The sequence below is a fragment of the Desulfobacterales bacterium genome (genome assembly GCA_034520365.1).
GTDB lineage: Bacteria > Desulfobacterota > Desulfobacteria > Desulfobacterales > Desulfosalsimonadaceae > M55B175.
In genome coordinates, this window is record JAXHNP010000003.1 from 731,128 (window position 1) to 757,964 (window position 26,837).

The following is a 26,837-nucleotide window of genomic DNA, read 5'->3' on the forward strand; positions in this document are numbered from 1 at the left end:
ACCTGAAACCTTTAATTTTACACCTAATACCTAACACCCAAAACCTAAAACCCGTTAAGTTCCTTAGAAGCCCAACATGTTCGATCAGACAACGCCGTATGCCAGCATGGTATTGGCGACCTTGGTAAATCCCGCGATATTGGCCCCCACCACATAATCGCCTTTCCGGCCGTAGGCCTCGGCCGCATCCAGGCATGACTGATGGATGCTTTTCATGATAAGCAGGAGCCGGCTGTCCACTTCTTCCCGCGTCCAGGAGAGCTTTTGGCTGTTCTGGCTCATCTCCAAACCGGATGTGGCCACGCCGCCGGCATTCGCCGCTTTGCCGGGGCCGTACAGGAGGTTGTTGTCCTGAAAAATTTTCACTGCCTCCGGTGAAGACGGCATGTTGGCGCCTTCGGCCACACAGATGCAGCCGTTTTTAACCAGCGCCGCCGCATTCTCGGCATCGATCTCATTCTGGGTGGCGCAGGGCAGCGCAATATCGACTTTTATTCCCTGCTCCCGGATCACGTCCCAGACGTTTTTGCCCTCAAAACAGACGGTCTTATATTTCTCCGCATATTCATTGACCCGGCCGCGATGAATATTTTTGAGCTCCATCAGGTAACAGCACTTGTCATCGTCAATTCCCTGTTCATCAATCACCGTGGCGCCCGAGTCACAGGCGGAAATAGCGCGCCCGCCCATCTGGTTGACCTTTTCAATGGCAAACTGGGCCACATTGCCGGCGCCGCTGACCGCCACGGTTTTGCCCTTAAAATCCAGCCCCCGGGTGGCCAGCATCTCGGCCGCAAAATAGACTGTGCCGTAGCCGGTGGCCTCGGGCCGGATCAGGCTGCCGCCATAATCCAGGCCTTTTCCGGTTAAAACCCCGGTATGCTCATTTTTGATTTTTTTGTAATAGCCGAACATATAGCCCACTTCACGCGCGCCCACGCCGATATCGCCTGCCGGCACGTCGGTTTCCGGCCCGATATGGCGGTAGAGTTCCCGCATGAATGCCTGGCAGAAGCGCATCACTTCCCCGTCAGATTTGCCCTTTGGATCAAAATCCGATCCGCCTTTTCCGCCGCCCATGGGCAGCGTGGTCAGGGAATTCTTAAACACCTGCTCAAACCCCAGAAACTTAATGATACTCAAATTGACCGAGGGGTGGAAGCGGATGCCGCCCTTAAAAGGCCCGATGGCGTTGTTGAACTGCACCCGGAAGCCGCGGTTGACCTGTACGTTGCCCTTATCATCCACCCATGGCACCCGGAAAAGGACGGCCCGTTCCGGCTCAACGATCCTTTCGTATATGCCGGCCTTAACAAATTCCGGATGTTTTTCCACGGTGGGCGCCAGGGTTTCCAGCACCTCGACAACCGCCTGGTGGAATTCATTCTGGCTGGGATCTGTGTGCTTGACTTTCTCAATTACCTCTTCAATAACAGACATTCATGCGCCTCCTTGATAGTTAACAAATTATTTGAAAAAAAGAATAAAACAATCCTGTAAAGCAATAGCTGTTTCACCGGAAAATAAACTTAGAAGGTCCTTGCCGGCAGGCCGGCAATGAAGACAGCGGCTAATCTCTTACGATATAGATCCGCCCTTGCCGGATGGCTGCGGATGGCGCCTTTTCCTGGTTCATTCTGAAGTAGTGCACATCATAAGAATTGATACCGTCATAACCGGAAAACTCCTCCAGCAGCTCGGGCAGGCTGTCAAAACCGCTGCCGAAAAGCGGGAGCTTGGAAAAATAGGGCCGTTCGCTGCGAAAATCGGTGAGGACCGCAAAATGAAGGGGAAATAAGGTATCGCCGAAAACCAGAAGATATTTTTCATCAGACTGGGTGATATTGTAGTCCCATGGCACATCTTCGGTATTTACGGGCGTAAAATGTTCTTTCAGGATCGCGGCAGCCTCCTGGGCGTCCACATCCTGGAAAGACATCAGGTCCGGACAGTCAAAATAGCCTAACGTGTAGAGGGCAATGCTGAAGCTGCTGATCTGTTCATAAACCGGATCCTCTCTGTCGCACATCATCATGATCTCTTTGATTCTTTCACATATCTGAAGCCCTTCATCGCTCATGTCAGCGCTGCTTGCCAACAGATCCCGGACGGTGAAGCCGGAAATATCATTTATTTGATCCCTAAACATGAGACAACCTCCTATTCTTAAGAGAATTTAAAAGGCCGGTCCATACATGGCCTTCAATTGGCGGCAGCATCGAAAACAGCCTGCCGGTATCTGGCCAGCTTTTACTGCAGGGAATATGCCGGACCGGGCCACAGCCCAAATTTTTTTATAAGCTATTAAAATAAATAGAAAATTTTTTACTCTGCGGAAATGGGGGAGCTTGGCCGAAACCGGGGGTATGGTGGGAATGAAGTCAGCCGCAAACCTTCAGGCGAAACACAATCAACCGGGAAATGCCCTGTTTCGGGGAATAAGGGGGAATCCGGAAGGATGTTTAAAATTTGAACAGCTATGCCCGGTTTTGCGCACAGCCGCTCAGTCATCCGTGCCGGAATCGGTTTTCAGGTCCGGGGCGGCGGTGAATTTGTTCTGGCGAACAACCCCATAGCCATGGGGTTGTTCGCATGTAAGGTCGGCACGGTGGCCGACCCTACAAAATGGCGGCATTGTCGCGTAGGGCGGGCCACCGTGCCCGCCTGAAAAATAGATAGAACAAATTTACCGTGGGTCCGGGGCGGCGTCCACTGACTGCCGGTCCGATTGCTTTTTTAAGCGATGCCGCAGCGTGTTGCGGCTTATGCCTAGCATTTTTGCCGCCTGCACCTGGTTGTTGTCGCATTTTGCAAGCGCTTTGTTAATAAGGGTTTCCTCAACGATTTCGATGATACTGGCATGCACGTCCGGGACGGAAAGGCTGAGGATTTCCGGAACAATTTCTTCCAGTTTATTTTTCAGCTCATCAATCAACTGCTCATGCCGCGCCGCAGAAGCCGGACAGGACGCCCCGGCCCGGGGTATCATGAGACTGCCCTCGGCCACCACATCGCCGGAGCTTAGCAGCACAGCGCGGCGGATGCAGTTTTCAAGCTCGCGGACATTGCCGGGCCAGGAATAGGCAAGGATCTTATTCATCGCGGATTCGCCCATATGGCAAACCGCCCGGTCATATTCCGCGGCAAACCGCTTTAGAAAATAATCCACCAGCGCCGGAATATCTTCGCTGCGCTCTATAAGCGGCGGCAGATGCAGAGATATCACATTTAACCGCCAGTACAGGTCGTTTCTGAAAGTGCCGGCCTCCACCGCCTTTTCCAGGTCCTTGTTGGTGGCGGCAATAATCCGGACATCGACTTTGACGGTTTGGGTGGAGCCCAGCCTTTCGATTTCGCTTTCCTGAAGCACCCGCAGGAGCTTTGCCTGCAGGGCGGTCGGCATCTCGCCGATTTCATCCAGAAACAGGGTGCCGCCGTGGCATCTTTCGATTTTGCCGATATAGGTCCGGTCCGCGCCGGTAAAAGCGCCCCTCTCATGGCCGAAGAGCTCGCTTTCAAAAAGGGATTCCGGGATGGCGGCGCAATTAAGGGCCATAAACGGCCTGTCTTTTCGGCGGCTGTGGTGATAAATGGCCTTGGCCACCAGCTCCTTGCCGGTGCCGCTGTCCCCGGTGATCAAGACCGGCACGTCTTTTTCCGCGACCTGGCCGATCCGTTTATAAATCTCCTGCATTTTCCGGCTGTTGCCGATGATCTGCAGGGTGCCGGCCGGGGTGGTGTCGGTGTCTTCAGCTGGCGCCGATGCGGCCGGCAGCCGGACGACTTCCTTCATCTGCCGGTTCACCTGAAGGGCCTCATTGACAATCCGGCTTAAATCCTTTCGTTCAAACGGCTTGACAAGATAATCATAGGCACCCCGTTTCATGGCCTCAATCGCCAGCTCAGTCGTGCCATATGCGGTCATAAGGATAACGGGCGTTTTTACCTCCACGCCCTTGATGGCGCTGAGGGTGTCCAGGCCGTTTAGCTCCGGCATCTTATAGTCGAGCAGGATCAAATCAAAGCTTTCCGCACCGATTTTTTCAATCGCGCTGGGCCCGTCTGCGCAGGCGGTTACCCCATAGCCTTTTCGCTCGAAAAAACGGCTTAAAAAATGGATAAGCCCTTCATCATCATCAATCAGCAGGATTTTTTCCATTGGCTTCACATAACGGTTGATGGCTGGTTAAAGGCAAATAGACAGAGAAGGTCGTGCCGTATTGGAGACGGCTTTTGACCCGGATGACGCCGCCATGATTTTCAATCGTATTGAACACAAGCGGCAGGCCCAGGCCGGTACCGGCGGCCTTGGTCGTAAAAAACGGCTCAAACAGATTATCGATTTGCTCTTCTGAAATGCCGTGGCCGGTATCCCGGATATCAACTCTCACGCAGGGCGCTGTGCCGTCACTCAGGGTAAAGTTATCCTTTGCCCCCGTGATGGATAGACGCCCGCCGGACTCCATCGCCTCCAGCGCATTGACAAAAAGGTTGACCAGGGCTTCAGCCAAAAGCTTTCTATCCCCATGGATCGGCGGCAGCGCCTCTTCCATTTGGATATCAAGGCTGCATTCCTGGCGCTTAATCATGGGGCGCACCATGATCAGCACATCTTCCACCAGCGCGGCCAGCGAAATTTCCGAGAAAACAAGGTCCTGGGGTTTGGTAAAGTCAAGAAACCGGTTGATGGTGGCCTCAATCCGGCTGATCTGCTTCATGGCAATCTGAAAATCTTCCGCATCCTCCGGCGATATGTCAATCTCCGCCTCAATTGACTCCATGAACAGCTTAAGGGAGGTGAGCGGGGTTCTTATCTCATGGGCGACAGCCGCCCCCATCCGCCCGATGGCCGCAAATTTTTCCGAGCGCTCGGCAATCAGCTTGGTTTTTTTCAGGATCAGATCGGTTTCCTTGAGTTCTGCATCCTTCAAATCCACCTTCTGCTCCAGATGATTCTGACGTTTCTGCAGCTTTGCGGACATATCCTGAAATGACCGGTAGAGCATGCCGATTTCATCCCGCCGATTAATCGGCAACCTCGCCCTGTCAAATTTCGCCTCTCCGATAATTCCCGCATACTTGCTCAGATTATGAATCGGGCGGATGATATGGTAGGAAATCATCCAGGTCAGCATCAGAGCACAGCCGATAAACAGCAAAAGCGTTAAAAACACAATGCGTTTAAGGGTTGCCGCGCTCTGAAAAGCTTCCTCCCGGTCCTGCTCCACCACGATATACCAGTCTGTCCCGGCCACCTTCATGGATGTGCCCAGCACCTCAATGCCCCGGTAATCCAGGTACGGCTTACCCGGATCCCGCTTTTCAAAAATATTTCTAAAGCTCTCTGACTGCGAGATATTTTCCGTTAAAATCCGCTGCGGCTCCTTGTGCACCAGGAACCGCCCGTCCTTATCCACCAGATAGCATTCGCCGGTATCGCCCAGGGAGACATTCAGAATGTGGACGATAATCTTGCTGGTGCCCACGCTGCCATAAACAGTGCCGGCAAGCGCCCCGGACCGACCGGAGACCGGCGCGGCAATAAAGAACATGGATTCATTGGCATCCGGCGCATGCGTGATGCTCGACATATGAAGCCGGTCCCTAATAATATACGGATTTTTCCCCTCTGCAAACCCGGCTTCCACCTGTCCGCTGGTGCTGCAGACCATCTCCCCGCCTGCGGAAACCACTGAAAGATCTTTATAAACCCCGTATTTATTCCGAATGAGTTCCAGATACGGCCGGATGGCTTTTGGATCCATTGACCGGACCAGGGATGTTCCGGCGATAACCTTCATATCCGCCTTGCGCTCATCTAACCAGCGCTCAAGGAGGGCCACTTTATCCACCGCCACATTCTCCAGCTGCCGCGCGACCATGCTGACAATCAGGCTTTCCGTGGTCTGAAGCGAAAACCATCCGATAATCGTAAGCGGCAAAAGCGCAAGCACCAGAAAAATCAACAGCACCTTGGCCCTCAGATTGAAAGCCCGCTTACCGCCCGTTAAGCTGCTATGGTGGGGTTGTTGTTCCTTCAATAAAGAAATCCTTTAGTTATTCGCACGCCTCATTCGGAATCAATCAGTTAAATGGTATTAAAAGACAACCCCACCTTTCATTAAAAAAATGGATCAAAGACTAATCACCGCGGCATCACAGGCCAGATGAATCAATTCACTGGCTTTGGCCATTCTGGCGCCTTCAATCAAGTCTTCTTCCGCCACCCGGCGCGCATTGGCGCAGGGGGTGCAAACCAGAATCGGCACTTCATGCGCCTGCAGGTAGGCAATCAGATCATCTGCCACATCCCCCGTGGCCGCCCGCAAATGCAGGGCAAGCCCCTCTTTGGCAATGTATACGGCCTCATCAAGCAAAAACAATGTAACATTCTTGCCCTCCTTGTGGGCCACGGTGGCCAGGTGGACCGCCCGTGTGGCCCGATTGGGGTTATTCGTCCCGCATGCCAGGGTAATTACCACATTTTCTGTCATATCTAGCTCCTTTGTCCAATCGTTGGCTTATGTTATAAGTAAATAAAAAATGTCAGCCCGCTTGACATAAGTCAAAGAATTTTCTGTAAAGTATCTGGCATGCCCGGCGTTCATATGGAGGTCACCGATGAGTGCGCGGGCTGCGGCACCTGCAAAAAGGGCGTCTGTTTTACGGTGGGTAACCTAACGCCTGTGGCCCGGTGCGAGCAGTTTGCCATAGAAACAAAGGCCAAAGAGATTACCTGTTTTCAGGCGGCAATTGTCAGATTTGATCGTAGCTAATTCACATTAATACTCATTAACCTTGGTTCGGAGTTTGATCCAGTTATCCATTCAAAATCAAAAATACAGGATGTAGGAGGCTTCTATGAAAGGATCCTGCCAAATTTTTGATTTTACGCAACACAGTACTTCTTTTTATTATGCTTACTCGTGGCTGGAAATTTTGAGGCAAGATAGTATCGATATTCACTCGTTCCAGAAAATTACCGCGATACTGAAACTTCTATGTTTCTCAATGAATATTATCTGCCTTGCATTTTGTAAAAAAGTTTCTTAAAATCTTACCTGTAAGATAAAAATTTTAATGGAGATTTCATTATGGCTAACGTATCAACAACAAAAATGTCGTCCAAAGGTCAGGTAGTTATACCTGAAAACATCCGGAAGCAGCTTAATTTGAAAGAAGGTGCTCAATTCGTTGTGCTTGGCGAAAAGGATGTTGTTATTTTGAAAAATATAACCCCACCGGCAATTGATGAATTTGATGATTTAATTGCTACAGCCAGAAAAAAAGCCAGGAAAGCCGGAATAAAAAAATCGGACATCAAGGATGCCATATTAAAAGTTCGAGGCAAAAAGTGAAAATTGTCCTCGATACAAATGTATTTATATCAGGGATTTTTTTCCATGGACCACCTGCCAAAATCGGAGCTGGGAAAATTTTCAACATATTTATAAAGGATTGGCTGATTCCTGGACTATCTTTGATACATCCGGGAAAATACCGGTCATTATAGAAGAATCAGGAAATAATTAATGAAGAAATATAGCAAATACTCAATTCTGGGACTAAAAGCGATTCAACGTGCGGCAGCAAAAGTAGCTGAGGACGCAAGAAAAAATAATTATAAAATACCTGTTTGGCAAAATGGCAAAATTGAATTTGAAGTTCCTGAAATCGTCACGAACCACACTGGTCCTAATGATGATGCCAAAGCCGAGAGAATTTGAGATATTCAAACAGAAAAGACGTTAATCCGGGGCTCTGACCCTATGAAGGCCACCTCAACATATAGTGCTTCCCCTTTTAACCGGATAGCTGCCTCTTTCTTTTTATTTGTATCGTTACAATAAAAACGTAAACTGGATTTCTCAGCAACCCCTGCTTCGCAAAGAATACCTTTCATATTCTTATCTTTCATGATATTTAAGAACATGCAGATTGTAAACATCTCCTGAGGACAAGGGGGCTTCTGTTCACGTCAAATACTTTCTTTTATCTCATAATTCCTGCAATTTAATATATCTGAATAACTTGAAGTCTGTCTTGTAAAGGATCCATGAATTATCCTTAAAATCTAAGATAGAACAACAAATTATGAATACCTTCTATAAATATCGGTCAAAGCCCTGCCGTGTGATCGTAAGGGTGTTTTTCATGCTGATCACGATAGTTGTCCTTGGGACTGTAGGGACTAACACCAGTGCGGACGAAATTAACCCATTGTCAAAACCGTCCGTTCGCGCAGGCTCCGAAATCGATTATCCGCCTTTTTGCACTGTCGATAGAGATGGCCGCGCAACCGGCTTTTCAGTCGAACTGCTCCGTGCTGCGCTCGGTGCCATGGGACGTGATGTCTCTTTCCGCACCGGACCCTGGACACAGGTCCGGAACTGGCTTGAAAAGGGCGAGATTGACGCCCTCCCCTTAGTGGGTCGAACGCCGGAACGGGAATCTGTTTATGACTTTACGTTTCCCTATATGTCCATTCATGGTGCCATCGTGGTTCGGGCGGGTACAACCGATATCCGGGATTTAGGCGATCTTAGAGGGCGGCAGGTTGCTGTCATGCAAGGCGATAATGCCGAGGAGTTTCTGCGACGGGAAGACCGCGGGTTTGAAATTCATACGACACTCACATTTGATGAGGCGTTGCATGATCTTTCCGAGGGCCGCTTTGACGCCGTCGTTATTCAGCGGCTTGTCGCGCTTCGGCTCATACAGGAAAAAGACCTTACGAATTTAGTCGTCGTGAACCAGCCCATCGAAGGATTCCGCCAGGATTTCTGCTTTGCGGTCCGGGAAGGCGACCGGGAGACGCTGGCGCTGTTAAACGAAGGTCTCGCCCTGGTCATGGCTGACGGGACTTATAGTCATCTCCACGCAAAATGGTTCGCCGCTCTGGAACTGCCGACGCATCGACGTATCATCATCGGGGGAGATCAGAACTATCCACCTTATGAATATCTTGATGAGGATGGACGCCCTGCCGGGTACAATGTGGATCTCACACGAGCCATTGCCCGGGCGGTGGACCTCGACATCAAGATTCGCCTTGGCCCCTGGTCGGAAATTCGGGATGCATTGGCGCGGGGCGAAATTGATGCATTGCAAGGCCTGTTCTACTCACCTGAACGCGATTTGACATTCGACTTTACACCACCGCATACGGTAAATGATTGCGTCAGCGTTGTGCGCAAAGGCGAAGGCCTTTCACCGGCCACTGTTTCCGAATTGGCCGGGAAACGCATCGTGGTGCAGAAGGGCGACATTATGCACGATTTTGCGATCGAAAACGGGCTTGGCGATCAGGTTACAGTCGTCGATTCCCAGGAGGATGCCCTGCGTGAATTGTCGGAAGGAAAGCACGATTGTGCCCTTGTGGCCAGGGTGTCCGCCCTGTACTGGATCAAAAAAAATGGCTGGGACAACTTAATCGCCGGCCGGCATCCGTTTCTTTCCCCTGAATACAGTTACGCGGTTCCACAAAATCAGAATAAGGCCCTTCTGGCGCAGCTTGGAGAAGGGCTTAAAGTGATCGATGAAAACGGCGAATACCGGCGCATCTCCGAGAAATGGCTGGGGGTCTATGCGGATTCAACTCCCAATTTTCTCACTGTTTTCCGGTATGTCGCCATGGTCGCCGTCCCTCTGCTATTGGTCGTTTTCGGGTTTTTCTTGTGGTCGTGGTCCTTGCGAAAACAGGTGACGTTTCGGACTGCGGCGTTGCGGGAAAGTGAGAGGCAATACCGGCTTCTTGCCGACAATGTATCCGATATTATCTGGACGATGAACCTGAAACAACGGTTCACCTATGTCAGCCCCTCTGTTGAGAAATTGCTGGGATACACGCCCGAGGAAGCGGTGCAGGTGCCTTTAAAAAATACGTTGACGCCTGAATCATACGCGAAGGTAGCTCAGGTGATAACAAAAGCCATGGCCAGAGACGGAGAAGTCAGGGGCGCAACGGATGTCACGCTATCCCTTGAGCTTGAGCATATTCGAAAAGACGGCGGTACACTCTGGGTTGAAATAACGACTTCTTTTATTCGGGATGAAGACGGTTTGATCTCCGGGTTTATCGGCATCACCCGCGACATCACCGCCCGCAAGCAGGCCGAGGAACAACGGGATAAGCTGATTTCGGATCTTGAAAAAGCCCTCGGCGAGGTCAAAACATTAAGCAAGTTATTGCCCATTTGCTCCCATTGCAAAAATATCCGTGATGACAAGGGGGATTGGAGTAAAATCGAATCATATATTCATAAACATTCTGATACGCAATTCAGCCATGGCATCTGCCCTGAATGTGCGAAAAAGTATTATCCGGATATGAACCTGTATGGAGATGCCGAGTAACGACTTTTGAGACGTTTTCGATAAAATTGAGAAACACCTGGCCCATGACCAGAAAAGGCATATTGAGTTTTGATGCTCTGAGGGAAATCCGCTATCTCTGTGCTCCGTATTCAGCAGATTAAGCGCCAAACCAAAAAAAAGAAACCGGAGGTAAGGGTATGGATATCATGAAAAAGCTCAAAACGGAAACCACGCCAGATCACAAAAGGCTGGAATCCTACCCATACTTCAAGGCACTGGCGGAACATAAGCTTCCTTTGGAATGCTATGTAAACCAGCTCAAGGGTCTTGCCGTCATTCACGGCGTGCTGGAACGTGCACTGGCGGAAGCTGACTGCGAACAAGTGGCGGCTGTCTGGAATGAAAGCCTGAGAAAACTCCCTCTTCTGGCGGAAGACCTTGAATTTTTCAAGCCAAGGATTGAACCGGATTACATGCCGGCCATTGAAGCCGCTCTGGCCATGACGGAAAAGATCCGGATCCGGTCCATTGAAAACCCACTGACATTACTTGGTTACCTTTATGTGTTTGAAGGGTCGACCCTCGGCAACCGCATGCACCAGCCGGATATTACCGCAACATTTCATCTGGAAGGCTTGCCCGGATCCCGTTATTATGCCAGTTATGGAGAACAAGTGTCGGAGAAGTGGCGGCAGTTCAGAGAAACAATGGCGGCCGCGCTGCAAGATGCTGATCTTCATGATCCGATCATCGCTGCTGCCCACGAGGCTTTTTCCGGTCTTGAAAAGCTATACAGCGCCTTGTTTCCCATGGAAAAACAGAAAAAATCCTTTCATGTGACCCGAATCAACCCGGAAGCCGGAAATCATCCCATTCCGGAGGATGAACGGGAAATTACCGCCGCGTTGACAGCCAGCAACCGGGCATGGGCCATGTTTCCTTATTATCAAGCGCGGTATGGAGAACGTGGCAAACGCTTTTCCGACAGCGATACCTCCTGGCTGGTCACCCTGACCCATCTTAATCTTGAAAGCATAGAACAACAAATGAACTGGCTTGTCCGGCTGCTGGCCACCCGGGGCATGCCGTCTATTATGCTTGAAAGAACCATTCAATTACTGCACGAGGAGCTCATAAAAGAAGCTCCCGAAAACAAACCAACCTATGATAGACTGCTCGAGGCCGCTGACATGCTTGCGGAAAAAAGGAGGCAATCTATTTCTGACAAGGAGTTTGCGATTCTTTCCCGTGAATTTGACGACATGGCGGAAATCAAGCTTGCAGAACAATATAAAAATACCGGCTCCTTAATTGTCTCGGCAGTGGCGGATGAACACAGCGGCATTGCAGGCGCAGTTGATGCTATTTGTGATTGGCTGACAGATCCGGGCCGGTTTTCAGAAGAATGGGTCGTTGCCGTCAATCAGGTCATTGAAAAAGCAAAAAAAAGGACTGTATCGTGATAGATGAAAAATTATATCAGGATTATTTTAACGCGCTGCTCGCCGGCCGTCGGGCTGAATGTCGCGATATTACCCAAAGGCTTTTAGACGGCGGGATTGCTGTCAAAATCCTTTATTCCGACCTGTTTCAGCGCAGTATGTATGAAATCGGTGATCTTTGGGAAAACAACCGCATCACCGTTGCCAACGAGCATCTGGCTACATCTGTCACCGAAAGTTTGTTAAACCTTGTCTATCCTGCTGTTTTTGCCACGGACCGGATCGGGAAAAAAGCAGTGATCTCCTGCAGTGCCAATGAATTTCACCAGATCGGCGGGAAAATGGTGGCGGATTTGTTCGAGCTCAACGGCTGGGACGGTCATTTTCTGGGAGCCAACACCCCTCCTGAAGATATGGCCCAATACATTGAGGATGTTCAGCCGGATGTGGTCGGGCTTTCTTTGAGCATCATGTCCAACATAGGGCCCCTCAAGCGCTCTATCGAAATTCTGAAAAGTAATTTTCCCGACATAAATCTGCTGGTGGGCGGACAAGCCTTCCGTTGGGGCGGCGCGAACATCATCAAAAAGTTCAAAAATACGGATTTGATTACCTCCATGGATGACCTGGAAAAAATGATCGCAAACTTCTGATATGGAGGCCTGACATGACGGCAGATGCAAAAAACCACCACAAAATCAGTGACTACATGGAAAAAACAGCGCCAATCCTGTTTTTTCTTCTGTCGAGCGAAGGGCGCATTCTGGATGCCAATCAATTTGCCAAAACCATTGCCCCAACCTCTTTACGCACTGCCAGGTTTGACGATCTGGTGTTGGATTTCAGCGGTAAATTTAGACTGAAATCGTTGACTGACGATGGCGGAAAAGAGCATTTGCTAAGCATCAATACCGCTTCCGGCATGCCCCAGAGTTTTTATTTTTCTTTCGTGCCGGCAGAAAACCATGTGCTGGTGTTCGGCCGCCTGGATACGGATCAAATTGAAAGCATGCGTAAAGAAGTGCTGAGCTTAAACCAGGAATTAAACAACCTGACCCGCCAGCTTCATCAAAAAAACGCGCAGCTGGAAAGGCTGAACCGGGAAAAAAACCAGTTTTTGGGCATGGCGGCCCATGACTTGCGAAAACCCATCGGGCTGGTCATGTCCTATTCCGAATTTCTGATTGATGAAGCAGAAACCCTGGACCCTGAACAGATGCAGTTCCTCCGGACCATCAACGCATCTTCCACGTTCATGAAACGGCTGGTGGATGATTTTTTAGATGTCAGCGCCATTGAAGCCGGAAAGTTTGACCTGGATCCTGCCCGGGCAAGCCTGTTTCAGGTTCTGCAGCAAAGCCTTGAACTGAATCATCTTCAGGCAATGAAAAAAGGGATCGACCTGGAAGTCCGCTGCCATGAAAATATTCCCCTGATTCTTATGGACGCGTCAAAGATCGAACAGGTTATTACCAACCTGGTCTCCAACGCCATTGAGCACACGCCCCCGGCAACACGGGTCACCATTACCCTTTCAACTGATCCGCAATGGATCTCCTTTTCGGTTCAGGATGAAGGAAAAGGCATTCCGGCAGATGAAATGGAAAAAATTTTCAAGCCCTTTGAAAAAACCAGCATCAAAAAATCCGGGGGCGAAAAAAGCACGGGGCTTGGCATGCTCATCTCCCGTAAAATCATTGAAGCGCACAAGGGGCAAATCTGGGTGGAGAGTCCGCCGGGCCGGGGCGCGGCATTTCACTTTACCCTGCCAAAGGCCGATGTTGTGGCATAAATTTCAACAAACGACGAAAAAAACGTGGCGGAAAAACAAAAATGGATATCAATATCATTGACCCCGACCAAATCAACCCGGAACCCACCAACCAAGACATCAAAATCCTGGTGGCAGATGATGATCCGGAGATACTTTTTGCCACCGCCCGGGTGATCAAAAAAGCGGGGTATCAGACCTACACGGCGGATTCCGGCAAAAAAGCCATGGAAGCAGTCAAAACCATCATCCCGGACCTGATTTTACTGGATGTGGTCATGCCGGATGCGGAAGGGCCGGATCTGTGCCGCCGGATCAAGGATGACCCGAAACTGAAAGGGATTTACGTGCTGCTGACTTCCGGTGCCCGGGTAAAATCCGATCAACAGGCCGATGGCCTGGATTCCGGGGCGGACGGTTATATTGCCCGGCCTTTGTCCAACCGGGAACTGCTCTCCCGGGTCAACTCCATGGTGCGGATTTTGCGCGCGGAGCGGGTCCGGGACCTCCTCATCGTTGAGTTAAAAAAAGCCCTGGCTGAAATCAAAACCTTAAGCGGCCTGCTGCCCATCTGCTCTCACTGCAAACAGGTCAGAGATGACAAAGGCTACTGGAGCCAGATCGAATCCTATATCAGTGCGCATTCGGATGCACACTTCAGCCACAGCATCTGCCCGGAATGTGCCAAAAAGCATTATCCGGAATTTGATCTTTATGATTGACCGTGACCTCCTTATTAAAAGGTTATATATTTCGCCGCAACCCGGTTATCTTTCATAAGTATAACATGACAAAACAATGGTGAAGCTTTCAGGACGCCTGACAATGCTGTATTTTTTGGCAAGCATTGTGCACTCTTGCCCTATACCGGGTCAATATGCCTATCTCGGCCCTATCGCTTTGCGCACTTTGATCGCTAATTCCTGCATCGAAAACGGTTTCTGGATGAATTGAACGCCTTCATCGATCACCCCTTTATGGGCAATCACATCAGCCGTATAGCCCGACATGTATAAAATTTTGAGTCCGGGCCGGCTCATGGCCATTTGCGAGGCCAGATCCCGCCCATTCATCTCCGGCATAATCACGTCGGTGATGAGCAAATGGATTGTTCCATTATATGTTTCGGATAGCTGCAATGCCGCGGATGGATTTCCAGCAGTCCAAACGGTGTAACCCAGCCTTTCGAGGATCTGTCTGGACATTTGGAGCACCGGTATTTCATCTTCGACGATCAGGATGGTTTCCGTTCCCGGGGGTAATTGCCGTGTGGGTGTGGATTCTTTTGCGGGCTCCAAAGCGGGTTCTTCCGCTGCATGGCGGGGCAGGTATATTTTAACAGTCGTTCCCTGTCCGGATTCGCTGTCTACATTGATAAAGCCGTTGTGCTGTTTGACAATGCCGTATATCATAGCCAGGCCGAGTCCGGTTCCTTTCCCGATCTCTTTGGTGGTAAAAAACGGTTCAAACAGATTGGCCAGCGTCTCCTTGTCCATGCCCGAACCATCATCGCTTACGGAAAGCATGACGTATTGTCCGGGAACAAAATAAGGATAAAGTGTACAATAATTTTCATCAACCTCGACATTGTTTGTTTCTATTTTAATTTTGCCCACATCGGCAATTGCATCCCGCGCATTGACGGCAAGATTGGTCATGGTCTGGTCCGCCTGGGAGGGGTCTAATTTTACCGGCCAGAGGTTGTTGCCCGGGTGCCACACAAGCTCAATATTTTCGCCGATCAAGCGTTGCAGCATTTTCAGCATGCCGGAAATGGTGTCATTTAAATCGAGCTGCACCGGATTGATGGTCTGCTGCCGGGCAAAAGCCATTAGCTGCCGGACGATGTCGGCGGATTTTTTTCCAGCGGTGTATATTTCCCGGATCGTTTCGCGGAGGGGATCTGACGGGTCCATCATGCCGATGGCCATTTCGGCATATCCGTTTATAACGGTAAGTTTGTTGTTAAAATCGTGGGCCACGCCGCCTGCCAGGCGTCCGACGGATTCCATTTTCTGGGCCTGGTTGAGCTGGGCCTGGAGTTTTTCACGATCTTGCTCCGCCCGCTTGCGCTCGGTGATGTCGATCAACACCACGTGGCAGACGGGCGCGCCGTCTTTCGCTTGAGCGGCGGTTCCCGTCAGATGGCCCCAGAAGAATCTGCCGTCCGGTTTGAGCAGACGCAGTTCGCATTCCTGCGACTCGCCCGTCTCAAAAAGTTTCTTGTGGTGCAGGTAGTAGATATCCTGGTCCTCTTTGAGGATGAAGCGGCTAATCGGCTGCTTAACCAGAGCGGCGCGAGCCGTGTCCAACAAGACGGCGGCGGTTAGGTTGGCTTCCTGGATCAGTCCTTTTTCGCTTAAAGTATAATAACCCACCGGGGCCAGGTCATAGAGGTCGAAATAGCGCGCCCGCGATTCTTCGATCTCCGCCTGTGCCTTGCGAAGCTCTTCATTCTGCATCTCCAGCTCGATCTGGTGCACCCGCAGTTCGTGAAGCGTTTCACGGATTTCTTCAGGCGAGAGGGCCGCGATGTCTTGTAGTGTCCGGTCGGTCCGTTTCCGGGCAAGTGCTTCGGCCTCCTGTCGTAGATCCGCAGCGCCTTTGGGGCGGTTCTCCTTGTTTGTCATGGGTTATCCCCTTCATTTGAAGATGGCAAAGTCCCGTTTGTTCCGGAATCCGTCCGCTCCCCGCCCTGTTGCCCGGAAACATCCAGCTGGGCGCAGGTGATCCCGACCACGGCGCCGGCGGCATCGTGCAGTGGTTCGACGGTCAGGTCATAGTCAACAGTCTTGCCTGCAATGGTAAGCCGGACGTTTTGCCGCGTGCCTTTTCCGCTTTCCAGCACCTTTTGCTTGATAGCCGTCAGTGCGGCGGCATCCTGTTCCCCCAGAAGGTCGGCGTCGGTCTTGCCGATAATCTCTTCCGCTGCAAATCCCAAATTCGGGTTTTGAATCCAAGTGTAGCTAAGGCGTACGTCCTGAGTGAAAACACAAATGGAAGCAACGCTGAGGGCGACCCGCAGCCGCTCCTTGTTTGCCCGCAACACCTCGCGAAGCTTTCGCGACTCCGTGATATCCACAAAGGTGAGTACCGCGCCCTCGATGACGTTATTCAGGGTGCGGTAAGGCTGAATGTGCATGCGGTACCAAAACCCCTCGGCGGTCTGAACCTCGGCCTCCTTGGGAACCAGGGTGTCGAGCACTTCCTGCGTGTCTTCCTTCAGGTTGCTGTAGCCGGGCAGGTTGGAGACGATGTGGGATACCGGCCTGCCGATGTCGCTCTGGATCAGGTTGATAATCTTGGTGGCGGAGGGGGTAAAACGCAGGATGCGAAGTTGGTGATCCACAAAGACGGTGGCTATGCCGGTGCCGGCCAGCAGATTGTTCATGTCGTTGTTGGCCAGTGACAGGGCAGCCACCTTGGCCTCCAGCTCGGAGTTGACCGTAGACAGTTCCTCGTTCACCGATTGCAGCTCCTCTTTGGAGGTTTCAAGCTCCTCGTTGGTGGACTGCAGTTCTTCGTTTATGGACTGCATCTCTTCGTTGGAGGATTTTAACTCTTCATTGGAGGTCTCCAGTTCTTCGGTGGTGGACTGGAGATACTCCTCCTTGGCCCGCAGCTCCTGCTTGAGTTCGGCGATACGGGTGTCGGCATTTTCACTGTCTGTTTCTGATGACGGTTTGTTCTCCTGTCCATCAGGCAATGATAATTTATCACTGACCAGGGGCTCCTGATTCTGCGCCAGAATAACCAGATACAAGGAGGGATCGGGCGAGGCGGCAGGAGCGGCGGCCACGGGTCGGACAGTCAGGTTGACGGTGGTAACGTCGCCGTTGGTCTTGACCCGCAGTCCCGGGCAGCGAACGGTTGCCCCGGTCCCCGCGGCTTTGCGCAGTGTGATAGCCAGGTCGCGATGCAGCCCTTCCCGGGCCATCTTCAAAATATTGTAGATCCCGCTCTCCCCGGGGGCAGGTTCCAGGTACAGGCCGGTGCGGCCGTGGAGGTAGAGAATATCGCCCTGGGCGTTGACCAGAGCCCCTGCCTGGACGATCTCCTGCAGCAGGGTTTGTTCGGTCAGCTCCCGCAGCGATAGTTTCCCGGTATGGGCGGTCTTTTCGGCGGTACGCGGGGATTTTGTATCCGGGGCCGTCATGGGCGGCAAAAATTGATCCGGTCCCGGGCGCTGGGCGCTTGCGAGATCGTCCTTGCGCCGATACAGTTTCCGCTTGCGGTCCAGCGTGGAAAAAAGGTTCTGAAATTCGCCCACGGTTTCAGAGGTGCCAAGAAAAAGAAACCCGCCCGGGTTCAAAGCATAGTGAAAGAGGGGAATGAGCTTTTTCTGCAGTTCCCCGCCCATGTAGATGAGCAGGTTGCGGCAACTGATCAGGTCCAGCCTGGAGAAAGGCGGGTCCTTGATCACGTCCTGCTCGGAGAAGACCAGCATGTCGCGGATGCTCTTTTGGATGCGAAATGAGCTGTCTCCGGGTTCGGGCGAAAAGAACCGCGCCAGCCGTTCCGGCGTTAGATCAGTGGCGATGGAGGCCGGATAAATGCCGGCACGGGCTGTGGCAATGGCATGACTGTCAATGTCCGTGGCAAAGATCTGCACCTTGAAATTCTGCTTCAGGGCCTCCTGGCGCTCGGCCAGCAGGATGGCAAGGGAATAGGCCTCGTCGCCGGTAGAGCACCCGGGCACCCAGATCCGAATTTCGGCATCCGCGTGACTGGCGGCAAAGAGCTTGGGGATGATCTGCTCTTCCAGGGCGCTGAAGGCTTCGGGGTCGCGGAAAAAACTGGTCACGCCGATCAGCATATCGCGAAACAGCGCATCCACCTCCTGGGGTGCCTGCTGGATGAACTTGACATAACCGTCCATGCTTTCGATTTGATGCACGGCCATGCGCCGTTCGATGCGGCGTTGGATTGTCGAGGGCTTATACTGAGAAAAATCGTGGCCGGTCTGGGTGCGCAGCAGAACCAATATCTTTTTCAGGGCATTCTCGGCCTTGGGCGTCGGGGTCACTGGCCGGGGGGGCTTGCCGAAGGCATGGGTTACATAGACGACGAGTTGGGCTGGCATTTCGGCCGGGGGCAGTTCGTAATCCACGAGCCCCGTGCTGATGGCGCTGCGCGGCATACCGTCGTGTTCGGCGGACTCAGGGTTCTGGACCATTACCATGCCGCCCTCGCCTTTGATGGCCCGCACCCCCAGACTGCCGTCGCTGCCGGTGCCCGAAAGCACAACGCCGATGGCCCGCTCATGCTGGTCATCGGCCAGGGACCGGAAAAAGAAATCAATGGGCAGACGCCGGCCACGCGGTTCAGCCGGCTCCAGCAGTTGCAGCGCACCGTTCATTAACGACATGTCGCGGCCCGGTGGGATGATATAAGCACAATTAGGCTGAACCTCCATACCGTCCTCGACCTCAAAGACCTGCATACGCGTGTATCGCCGGATCAGATCGGTCAGGATGCTCTTATGGTCCGGTGCCAGGTGCTGGACCAGCACAAAGGCCATGCCGGGATCAACGTCCGCGGGCATGCCGGAAAAGAAGGCCTCAAACGCCGCCAGCCCCCCGGCCGAAGCGCCGATGCCCACGATGGGGAAGCTGCCGGCTGTCTGGTCCGTCGCTGTCCGGTCCGTCTTTGACTGCTCGTCAACGGCGCTGCCGGAGTGCTCCGGCGGCGTGAAGGTTTTTGTTTTCCCCTGGTGCGTTACGGCCGGCTTGTTCCTGTCTTTTTTTCTCTCTGTCATGGCAATCTCTTCCATTTGAATGGGCAGGGTCTTTTCTGACACCAAAGATAATTGGGAATGCAGACTACGGCTATGCCCCGGCAGTATTGTGAATTTCAGCCCGGAGCACATTGGTGGTTTCAATGTACATATTTCAAGATGCCCGGGGATACTGCATTTGCAGGCAAGAAGTCTACACTCGTACCCCATGATAGGTCATATGCCTACTCCTGCTCAATCGCCTCCCTCACTTTAACCGCAAGATCATTGAACGAGAATGGCTTCTAAATGAATTGAACTCCTTCATCAAGAACCCCGTGATGGACGATCACATTTGCGGTGTAGCCGGATATGAACAACACCTTGATATCTGAATGGTTACGGATGCTTTTTGGTTTTTCGTGGCCAATACGGTTTGGCAGCCAGCACCGCAGGAGCACAGCCACGACACCGAGTGCCGTCGGAGGTCAGCCTGCGGCGGGCAGGATAAACCAGAAGATGCTGCCTTTACCGACCTCGCTGTCCACGCCGATCCGCCCGCCTTGGGCCTCGACTGCGAGTTTGCAGAACGTCAATCCAAGCCCAGTGGAATACTTGTGCCCTTCCTTGCTTGTCGTCATCTGACCGAACTTGTCAAAGATGCGTTCGTAATACTCCGGGGGGATGCCCGGGCCGTTGTCGCAGAACGTGACCCCGACGCCCTCCGATATGCGATTCAGGTCGATACGCACTTCGCCGCCGCTTCCGGTGAACTTGACGGCGTTGGCGATCAGATTGCCAACGACCCGCCGGACGACCTCGGGATCACAGACGGCAACCACTGCGTCAGCTGGCCGCTCGAACAGGACTGTCGAATCGTTGACGAGCGCGCCCAGCGAGATTATGGCGCTGGCAACGATTTCGCGAAGGTCGCACGCCTCCTTTTCCAGAGGCATCTCATTGGATTCCATGCGACTGATGTCGAGCAACGTCGTGACCATGTCCCGCAGGCTACCGCCCGTTGCCAAAATTTCCCCGGCATATGTCGCCAGTTCGTCATGCCCCAGATTCTTCAGTTCCTCCACCAGAAGTTCAGCGTATCCGAGAACCCCCATCAGTGGTGAACGCATATCATGCACGATCATGTGGACCAGATTGTCGCGCAGTTCTTCGAGTTCGCGCAGGCGGTCGTAGTCCTCCTGAATCTGCCTCTTCTGCACTTCGACCTGCAACTGCTGCCGGCGAAGATCAAGGTGGGTCTTAACCCGCGCCAGCACCTCTTCTTCCTGGAAGGGCTTGGTCACGTAATCCAGGCCGCCCGCGGAAAAGGCCTTGATTTTATCGTTGGGACCGTCCAACGCACTGATGAAAAGCACCGGGATGTCCTTCAGGCTCTCATCGGACTTGAGCCGCCGGCAGACCTCAAACCCGTCCATCTCGGGCATCAGGATGTCCAGCAGAATCAAATCCGGCGGATTTTGGGCCGCGGCCTTCAGTGCCATGGCACCGCGCGGGAACTGCACTACGCGGTAGCCCCGACTCTGAAGCATCTCATCCAGTAGCTTGAGGTTGGCCGGGGTGTCATCAACCACCATGATGGTAGTGGTTGAATTCTCGTTATTCATCGGGTTTCCCTTCTGCTTCATTTTGATTTATCAATATCTGTGATAGCGTTTCATAGTCGTACCGGTCGGCCAGGTTCCTCAGCTTGCGTGCCGCTTCAGCGTCTTTCTCGTCGATCTGGGCGATCAGCGCGTGCAGTCCGGCCATATCCCCCTCATTAACGGCTTGGCGCATGGCCTGCCGCAACGACTCCGGCAGTGCCGCCAGATCCTCGCGGGTGAGGGGCTGAACGCCGGCCTGTTCCGGGGCTTGCCCGGCAGTTTCGGCATAGACATAGCGCAGCCCGAGGCATTCCCCCAGCACGGCGAAAATCTCCTCCGTCCTGAAGGGCTTGCGCACATAACCGTCCACGCCCCTGGCCAGAACCTCTTTTTCGGCATCACCAAAGACGCTGGCCGTCACCGCGATGACCGGGGTGGTGCGGCCTTGTTCGGTGGCCTTGATCCGCCGTGTGGCCTCGTAGCCGTCCATCACCGGCATAACTATGTCCATGAGTACCGCATGGGGCGACCAGGCCTCAAAGACGTCTATCGCCTCCTGCCCGTTGACCGCCTCCCTGATCTCGAAATCCAGAGGCGCCAGCAGGGCGGCAAGCAGGTCGCGGTTATCTTTCTGGTCGTCCACAATGAGGATGCGCAAGGGGCCTGCGCCCGGCTCCAGTCCGACCACCTGCCACGCCTTTTGCTCCTTCTCTTGCGGCGCCCCCTCGACCGGCGTCACAAGCACGTCGAAGCGGAAGCAGGAGCCCTTGCCCACCCGGCTCTTCACCGTGAGGCTGCCGTCCATCAGTTTCACAAGATGCTGGCTCAAGGCCAGGCCCAGGCCCGTACCGCCGGCCTCCCGCCCCACTTCCGATTGCCGGAAGGGCTCGAAAATGCGGTCCAAATCCTCCTCGGCAATCCCGGGACCGCTGTCCTCCACCTCCACCACCAGACGAACCCCATTCGCATCACCAACGGAGCTGCCCGTAGCCGTTTCGCCCCGGACCCGCACAGCCACACCGCCGGTCTTGGTGAACTTGACGGCATTGCCCAGCAGATTGATCAACACCTGCCGCAGCTTGCTTTCATCGGTGTTTACGTAATGCGGGACACTGCTATGCCGTTCGACCGAGAGCGACAACTGCTTGGCGACAGTGGCGGAACGGAACATCATCTCCAGATCATCCAGCAGATCGTAGAGACTGAAGTCCCTCGGGCTCAATTCGAGCCTGCCAGCCTCGATCTTGGACATATCCAGAATGTCGTTGATCAGATTCAACAGATGTTGTCCGCTGCGCGCAATGGTGTGGAGCATTCCGATCTGGCGTGGGGTGAGGGATGCATCGCGCTCCAGAATCTGGGCAAATCCGAGCACCGCGTTGAGGGGTGTGCGTATCTCATGGCTCATGTTGGCCAGGAAGATGCTTTTGGCCCGATTGGCCTCCTCCGCCGCCTTCTGGGTGAGCACCAGTTCCCGCGTACGTTCCTCGACCCGTTGTTCCAGCTCCTCGTTGAGTTTGCGCAAGGTTTCCTCGCCCCGCTTGCGCTCGGAGATATCGCGCTCGGTGGAGGCAATGCCAATGGATTCCCCGGCATCGTCCACCAGTTTTGTGACGGTCATCCAGACATCGAGAACGCGGCCGTCTTTGGTCACCCGCCGGGTCTCAAGCGAGGTGATCGATTCGCCCGCCAACAACCGACGGACAAAATCCTTTTGCTCTTGAACCTTGCCGGAAGCCGTGAGGCGCTCAATGCTCATCTGCAGGGCCTCTGCCTCGGTATAGCCATACATACGTTCAGCGCCGCGGTTCCAGGCGGTGATCCGTCCCTCGGAGTCCTGAATCGTGATTGCATCGTTCGAGTCGCGTACCACCGTCACCATGCGGCTGGCCTCTTCTGCCGCCCGCTTGCGCTCGGTGATGTCGATCAACACCACGTGGCAGACGGGCGCGCCGTCTTTCGCTTGAGCGGCGGTTTCCGTCAGATGGCCCCAGAAGAATCTGCCGTCTGGTTTGAGCAGACGCAGTTCGTATTCCTGCGGTTCGCCCGTCTCAAAAAGTTTCTTGTGGTGCCGGTAGTAGATGTCCTGGTCCTCTTTGAGGATGAAGCGGCTAATCGGCTGCTTGACCAGAGCGGCGCGGTTTACACCCAGCAGGGTGGTAGCGGTGAGGTTGGCTTCCTGGATCAGTCCTTTTTCGCTTAAAGTACAATAACCCACCGGAGCCAGGTCGTAGAGGTCGAAATAGCGCGCCCGCAATTCTTCGATTTCCTCCTGGGCCGTGCGAAGCTCCTCGTTCTGCATCTCCAGTTCGATCTGGTGCACCCGCAATTCGTGGAGCGTTTGTCGCATTTCCTCAGGCGAGAGGGCCGCGCTGTCTTCCGGCGACCGGGAGGCCTGTTCCATGACAAGCGCTTCAGCCTTTTGCCGCAAATCATCAGCGGCTTTGGAGCTATTATCATCGTTTGTCATAGGTTGCCTTCCTTATTTTCAGATGTCGAAGTCCTGTTTGTTCCGGAATCCGTCCGCTCCCGGAGCACATTGGCGGATTCAAAGTGCAAAAAATCAGCAGGTCCGGAAATTCTGTATTTGCTGGCAAGCATGGTGGACTCGTAACCATGCCAGGTCATATGCCTATTCCTGCTCAAGAACCTCCCGCACTTTCACCGCCAGATCTTTCAACGAGAATGGTTTCTGAATGAATTGCAACCCTTCATCAAGCATCCCGTGATGAGCGATCACATTGGCCGTATAACCCGACATGAAAAGGGTTTTAAGGCCAGGATGGTTTTTGGCCAATTGGGATGATAAATCCCAACCGTTCATTTCGGGCATGACCACGTCGGTTATGAGCAGGTCGATTGAGCCATGATAATCTTTTGAAAGTTGCAATGCCTCTGACGGGTTTCCAGCGATCAGAACGGTGTATCCCAGCCCTTCGATCATCCGCCTGGACAGTTGCAGTATCGCCTTTTCATCTTCGACAATCAGGATGGTCTCCGTCCCCATTGGTGCTTGCATAGTGGATTTTTTCGCGGAGTGCACACCGGATTTTTCCGCCTCCTCCTGGGAAGGAAGATATATTTTAAAGGTCGTTCCCTCTCCGGGCTCGCTGTATACGTTGATGAAACCTTCGTTCTGCTTGACAATGCCGTAAACCGTGGGCAAACCTAAGCCGGTTCCTTTTCCGATTTCCTTGGTTGTAAAAAACGGCTCAAACAGTTGGCCCATGACCTCTGTTTCTATTCCGCATCCATCATCGCTGACTGCCAGCATTACGTATCGCCCCGGAATGGCCTCCGGGTTGCTCTTGCAGTACTCTTCATCAACTGTTGTATTTTTCGTCTCTATGGTCAATTTGCCGACATCGGATATGGCATCCCGGGAATTTACAGCGAGATTCGCCATAACCTGGTCCACCTGGCCCGGGTCGATTTTAACCGGCCACAGGTTGCTTCCGGGGTGCCATGCAAGATCAATGTTCTCGCCAATCAGTCGCTGCAACATTTTCAGCATGCTGGAAATGGTGTTGTTTAGATCAAGCAGCACCGGACTGATGGTCTGTTGCCGGGCAAAAGCAAGCAACTGCCGGACGATTAAGGCGGATTGATTTCCTGCGGTGTGGATTTCCTGAATGGTTTTGCGGAGGGGATCTGATGGGTCCATCATGTCGATGGCCAGTTCGGCGTAACCGTTGATGATGGTAAGCTTGTTGTTGAAATCATGGGCCACGCCGCCGGCCAGCCGGCCTATGGATTCCATTTTCTGGGCCTGGGTAAACTGGGCCTGGAGGTTCTGGCGCTCCTCCTCCATCCGCTTGCGCTCGGCAATCTCCTGCTGCAGGGCCTCCAAGGAATGCCTCAATTCTTCTGTCCTGCTGCTTACCATGGCTTCCAGCTTTATCTGATAATCACGCATCAAGTCATTATAGGCTTTGACCTGCAGCAGGGACCGGACACGGGCAAAGAGTTCCATCTTATCAAGCGGCTTTGAAAGAAAATCATCACAACCGGCTTCAATCCCCTTCACCCGGTCTTCCGTTTCCTGCAACGCGGTAATCAGGATGATCGGAATCAGTCGATGTGCAGTATCTCGTCTGATCCTGCGGGTCACCTCAAAGCCGTCCATGCCCGGTGGCATCAATACGTCCATCAGAATCAGCTCGATTTGATTACCGGATAGCTTCTCCAGCGCTTCTTCCCCGCTGGCCGCTTTGACAATTTCATAGCCCTGCGGAACCAGATGTGCTTCAAGAAGTTCAACATCCTGGGGCTGATCATCAACAATCAAGATTACCGGCTTGTCTTTCATTCCCTATCTCCCTTGACGTCACAACATATATAAAAACACACCACTCACCTGATAAACTGACTGACGTCTTTTGCAAAAGTGCGTGTATTGATCGGTTTGCCGATGAAGCCACTGTTCGTTATGTTTTTTAACTCTTCTCTGCCTTCTTCCATGACAGAAGCAGTCACAAAAACAATGGGAATATCAAGTGTCTCTTTGTCTTGGCGCAATATCCGGGCGGCTTCGGAACCGCGCATTTTCGGCATCCGCACATCCATAATGATGATATCCGGTTTTTCTCTTTTGGCCATGGCAATTCCATCGGAAGCGTTCTCAGCTTCAAATACCTCAAAGCCAGCCACCTCCAAAAGGTCTTTTTCCAGCATCAGATTGTTTTTATCATCATCGACAACCAATACTTTCTTCCTCATCTGAACCCATCCTCCTGGATTTCATAGGCAAAACAAACCGGACTGCGACGCCTCTATTGAGTCCCTCTGATTCTAAAGAAAGCTTCCCGCCGTGAAGCTCAACCAGCTTTCTGGAGAGCGGTAATCCAAGTCCGGTACCCTCGGTTACCTGAGAATAGGGGGTGTTGACACGAAAAAAACCTCCAAATATTTTCTCCATATTTTCAGGTGCGACACCAACCCCCGTATCCCAGACCACTATTTCTACCCCGGAATCCGCTTTTTTTGCCCGCAAGCCAATTTTGCCGCCTTCGGGGGTAAATTTAACTGCGTTTGAAATCAGGTTGTAAAGTATTTGTTTAACCTTGAGCTCATCGGCTTCAATAGAGGGGAGGTCTTCGGCTATTTCCAGCGACATTTTCAACTTTTTTTTGCTGACCATATCCAAGACCAGCAGGGAGATCTCATCTAAAAGGTTTTTCATCGGCAAGAAAGATACTGCCAGCTGCATCTTTCCGGCTTCCACTTTTGCCATATCCAGTATCTGATTGATCAGTAAGAGCAGGTGCTTTCCGCTGGCTGAAACATTGTTGACATATTGCTTCTGCTTCTCATTAAGGGGCCCGAACGTTTCATCGTATAATACTTCAGAAAAGCCGATAATGGAGTTTAGCGGGGTCCTGAGTTCATGCGACATGTTGGCAAGAAAATCAGACTTCACCCGAGCGGTGCGTTCTAACTCGGCGGCTAGCACCTCTAAGTCTTCATACGCTTTTGCCAGACCTTTTTCTATCTCCCTACGCTCAGTGATGTCTTCAATGGCCAGCAGGATTATCCGTTCTTTGCCAAACACCCTGTGAATCTGCCGGGCATTCAAAAGCATTGTGCGCCTGCCGATGGTGGCAAAATCGTGCTCAACCTCGTAGTTGTCAAAGGTGGTCTTTTGGGGAAGAATGTTTTCCAGCAGTTCTCGCAGCTTGGGGATGTCCCATTGTTTATTGCCCAGGTCATAAATAAGCTGCCCCACGGTCTCTTTGGGGTTTACCTTAAAGACGCCATAGAAAGAGCGGCTGACGGAAATCACCCGTAAATCATGATCCAGAACGATTAAAGGCTCACGCACGGTGTTGATGATACTCTCGGCGTATTGAAGGAGGCCATCATTGGATGTTTTAGACTCTGCCATTTTTTCCTTTAAATTTTCTCCTGTTTGCCCCCAACCGTTTTTACGTGGGGCTATCCTTTAGATCCTCAGTCCGAGAGTTGAGAGCATGACAAAACCATAAGCA

General features: G+C 52.4%; 22 protein-coding genes. 8 read left to right on the top strand and 14 right to left on the bottom strand.

All coding sequences use genetic code 11. The features are described 5' to 3' along the window. Positions 1–84 precede the first annotated feature (84 nt). The 5 genes from gdhA to U5L07_06685 all read right to left on the bottom strand — a co-directional run bounded on the left by gdhA (position 85) and on the right by U5L07_06685 (position 6,494). Positions 85–1,440, bottom strand: a complete 1,356-nt coding sequence (gene gdhA / locus U5L07_06665) for an NADP-specific glutamate dehydrogenase (GenBank protein MDZ7831415.1) — start codon at positions 1,438–1,440, stop codon at positions 85–87. Between the two features lie 130 nt (positions 1,441–1,570). Continuing rightward, positions 1,571–2,149 carry a hypothetical protein gene (locus U5L07_06670; GenBank protein ID MDZ7831416.1) on the bottom strand — a complete coding sequence of 193 codons (579 nt, stop codon included), beginning with the start codon at positions 2,147–2,149 and terminating at the stop codon, positions 1,571–1,573. A gap of 537 nt (positions 2,150–2,686) precedes the next feature. Then, positions 2,687–4,159 carry a sigma-54 dependent transcriptional regulator gene (locus tag U5L07_06675; GenBank protein MDZ7831417.1) on the bottom strand — a complete coding sequence of 491 codons (1,473 nt, stop codon included), beginning with the start codon at positions 4,157–4,159 and terminating at the stop codon, positions 2,687–2,689. After that, positions 4,137–6,041: a cache domain-containing protein gene (locus tag U5L07_06680; GenBank protein ID MDZ7831418.1), complete on the bottom strand. Its 1,905-nt coding sequence runs from the start codon at positions 6,039–6,041 to the stop codon at positions 4,137–4,139. The genes U5L07_06675 and U5L07_06680 overlap by 23 nt, the downstream gene beginning before the upstream one ends. A 93-nt stretch (positions 6,042–6,134) precedes the next feature. After that, positions 6,135–6,494 carry a DsrE family protein gene (locus U5L07_06685; GenBank protein ID MDZ7831419.1) on the bottom strand — a complete coding sequence of 120 codons (360 nt, stop codon included), beginning with the start codon at positions 6,492–6,494 and terminating at the stop codon, positions 6,135–6,137. Between the two features lie 114 nt (positions 6,495–6,608). Between U5L07_06685 and U5L07_06690 the strand changes: the two genes are divergently transcribed. The 3 genes from U5L07_06690 (at position 6,609) to U5L07_06700 (ending at position 7,727) form a co-directional block, all read left to right on the top strand. Continuing rightward, positions 6,609–6,776: a hypothetical protein gene (locus U5L07_06690; protein MDZ7831420.1), complete on the top strand. Its 168-nt coding sequence runs from the start codon at positions 6,609–6,611 to the stop codon at positions 6,774–6,776. Positions 6,777–7,094: 318 nt separating this feature from the next. Next, positions 7,095–7,358 carry an AbrB/MazE/SpoVT family DNA-binding domain-containing protein gene (locus tag U5L07_06695; GenBank protein MDZ7831421.1) on the top strand — a complete coding sequence of 88 codons (264 nt, stop codon included), beginning with the start codon at positions 7,095–7,097 and terminating at the stop codon, positions 7,356–7,358. A gap of 174 nt (positions 7,359–7,532) precedes the next feature. After that, positions 7,533–7,727 (top strand): hypothetical protein, encoded by a 195-nt coding sequence (locus tag U5L07_06700; GenBank protein MDZ7831422.1) that lies wholly within the window; start codon positions 7,533–7,535, stop codon positions 7,725–7,727. Positions 7,728–7,732: 5 nt separating this feature from the next. Here U5L07_06700 and U5L07_06705 read toward each other — a convergent pair whose 3' ends face one another. Next, the gene (locus U5L07_06705; GenBank protein MDZ7831423.1) at positions 7,733–7,933 is read right to left on the bottom strand and encodes a hypothetical protein; all 201 of its coding nucleotides are present in this window, start codon (positions 7,931–7,933) and stop codon (positions 7,733–7,735) included. A gap of 221 nt (positions 7,934–8,154) precedes the next feature. Between U5L07_06705 and U5L07_06710 the strand changes: the two genes are divergently transcribed. From U5L07_06710 to U5L07_06730, 5 genes are all read left to right on the top strand, one after another. Further along, positions 8,155–10,356, top strand: a complete 2,202-nt coding sequence (locus U5L07_06710; protein MDZ7831424.1) for a transporter substrate-binding domain-containing protein — start codon at positions 8,155–8,157, stop codon at positions 10,354–10,356. Between the two features lie 158 nt (positions 10,357–10,514). Next, on the top strand, positions 10,515–11,780 hold the full coding sequence (locus U5L07_06715; protein MDZ7831425.1) for a biliverdin-producing heme oxygenase: 1,266 nt from the start codon (positions 10,515–10,517) through the stop codon (positions 11,778–11,780). Beyond that, complete coding sequence (locus tag U5L07_06720; protein MDZ7831426.1) at positions 11,777–12,412, top strand: cobalamin-dependent protein; 636 nt, start codon at positions 11,777–11,779, stop codon at positions 12,410–12,412. The genes U5L07_06715 and U5L07_06720 overlap by 4 nt, the downstream gene beginning before the upstream one ends. Positions 12,413–12,426: 14 nt before the next feature. Beyond that, positions 12,427–13,551, top strand: coding sequence for a HAMP domain-containing sensor histidine kinase (locus U5L07_06725; protein MDZ7831427.1), 1,125 nt, complete (start codon positions 12,427–12,429; stop codon positions 13,549–13,551). Between the two features lie 41 nt (positions 13,552–13,592). Then, positions 13,593–14,252, top strand: coding sequence for a response regulator (locus tag U5L07_06730; protein ID MDZ7831428.1), 660 nt, complete (start codon positions 13,593–13,595; stop codon positions 14,250–14,252). A 159-nt stretch (positions 14,253–14,411) separates the two neighbouring features. On the opposite strand, the gene U5L07_06735 is transcribed toward U5L07_06730, so the two are convergent. The 8 genes from U5L07_06735 to U5L07_06770 form a co-directional block, all read right to left on the bottom strand. Continuing rightward, entirely contained in the window at positions 14,412–16,160 is a 1,749-nt protein-coding gene (locus tag U5L07_06735) for an ATP-binding protein (GenBank protein ID MDZ7831429.1), read from the bottom strand. After that, positions 16,157–19,288, bottom strand: a complete 3,132-nt coding sequence (locus U5L07_06740) for a chemotaxis protein CheB (GenBank protein ID MDZ7831430.1) — start codon at positions 19,286–19,288, stop codon at positions 16,157–16,159. The genes U5L07_06735 and U5L07_06740 overlap by 4 nt, the downstream gene beginning before the upstream one ends. 446 nt (positions 19,289–19,734) lie before the next feature. Beyond that, positions 19,735–20,871 carry a response regulator gene (locus U5L07_06745; GenBank protein ID MDZ7831431.1) on the bottom strand — a complete coding sequence of 379 codons (1,137 nt, stop codon included), beginning with the start codon at positions 20,869–20,871 and terminating at the stop codon, positions 19,735–19,737. Then, positions 20,864–23,320, bottom strand: coding sequence for a PAS domain S-box protein (locus U5L07_06750; GenBank protein MDZ7831432.1), 2,457 nt, complete (start codon positions 23,318–23,320; stop codon positions 20,864–20,866). Before U5L07_06750 ends, U5L07_06745 begins: the two co-directional genes overlap by 8 nt. Further along, a complete protein-coding gene (locus U5L07_06755; protein ID MDZ7831433.1) occupies positions 23,317–23,478 on the bottom strand; it encodes a hypothetical protein in 162 nt (53 codons plus the stop codon). The genes U5L07_06750 and U5L07_06755 overlap by 4 nt, the downstream gene beginning before the upstream one ends. A 4-nt stretch (positions 23,479–23,482) precedes the next feature. Further along, positions 23,483–25,159, bottom strand: coding sequence for a response regulator (locus tag U5L07_06760; protein ID MDZ7831434.1), 1,677 nt, complete (start codon positions 25,157–25,159; stop codon positions 23,483–23,485). 44 nt (positions 25,160–25,203) lie between these two features. Further along, positions 25,204–25,569, bottom strand: coding sequence for a response regulator (locus tag U5L07_06765; GenBank protein ID MDZ7831435.1), 366 nt, complete (start codon positions 25,567–25,569; stop codon positions 25,204–25,206). Next, a complete protein-coding gene (locus U5L07_06770) occupies positions 25,541–26,734 on the bottom strand; it encodes an ATP-binding protein (GenBank protein MDZ7831436.1) in 1,194 nt (397 codons plus the stop codon). The genes U5L07_06765 and U5L07_06770 overlap by 29 nt, the downstream gene beginning before the upstream one ends. Between the last annotated feature and the right edge of the window lie 103 nt (positions 26,735–26,837).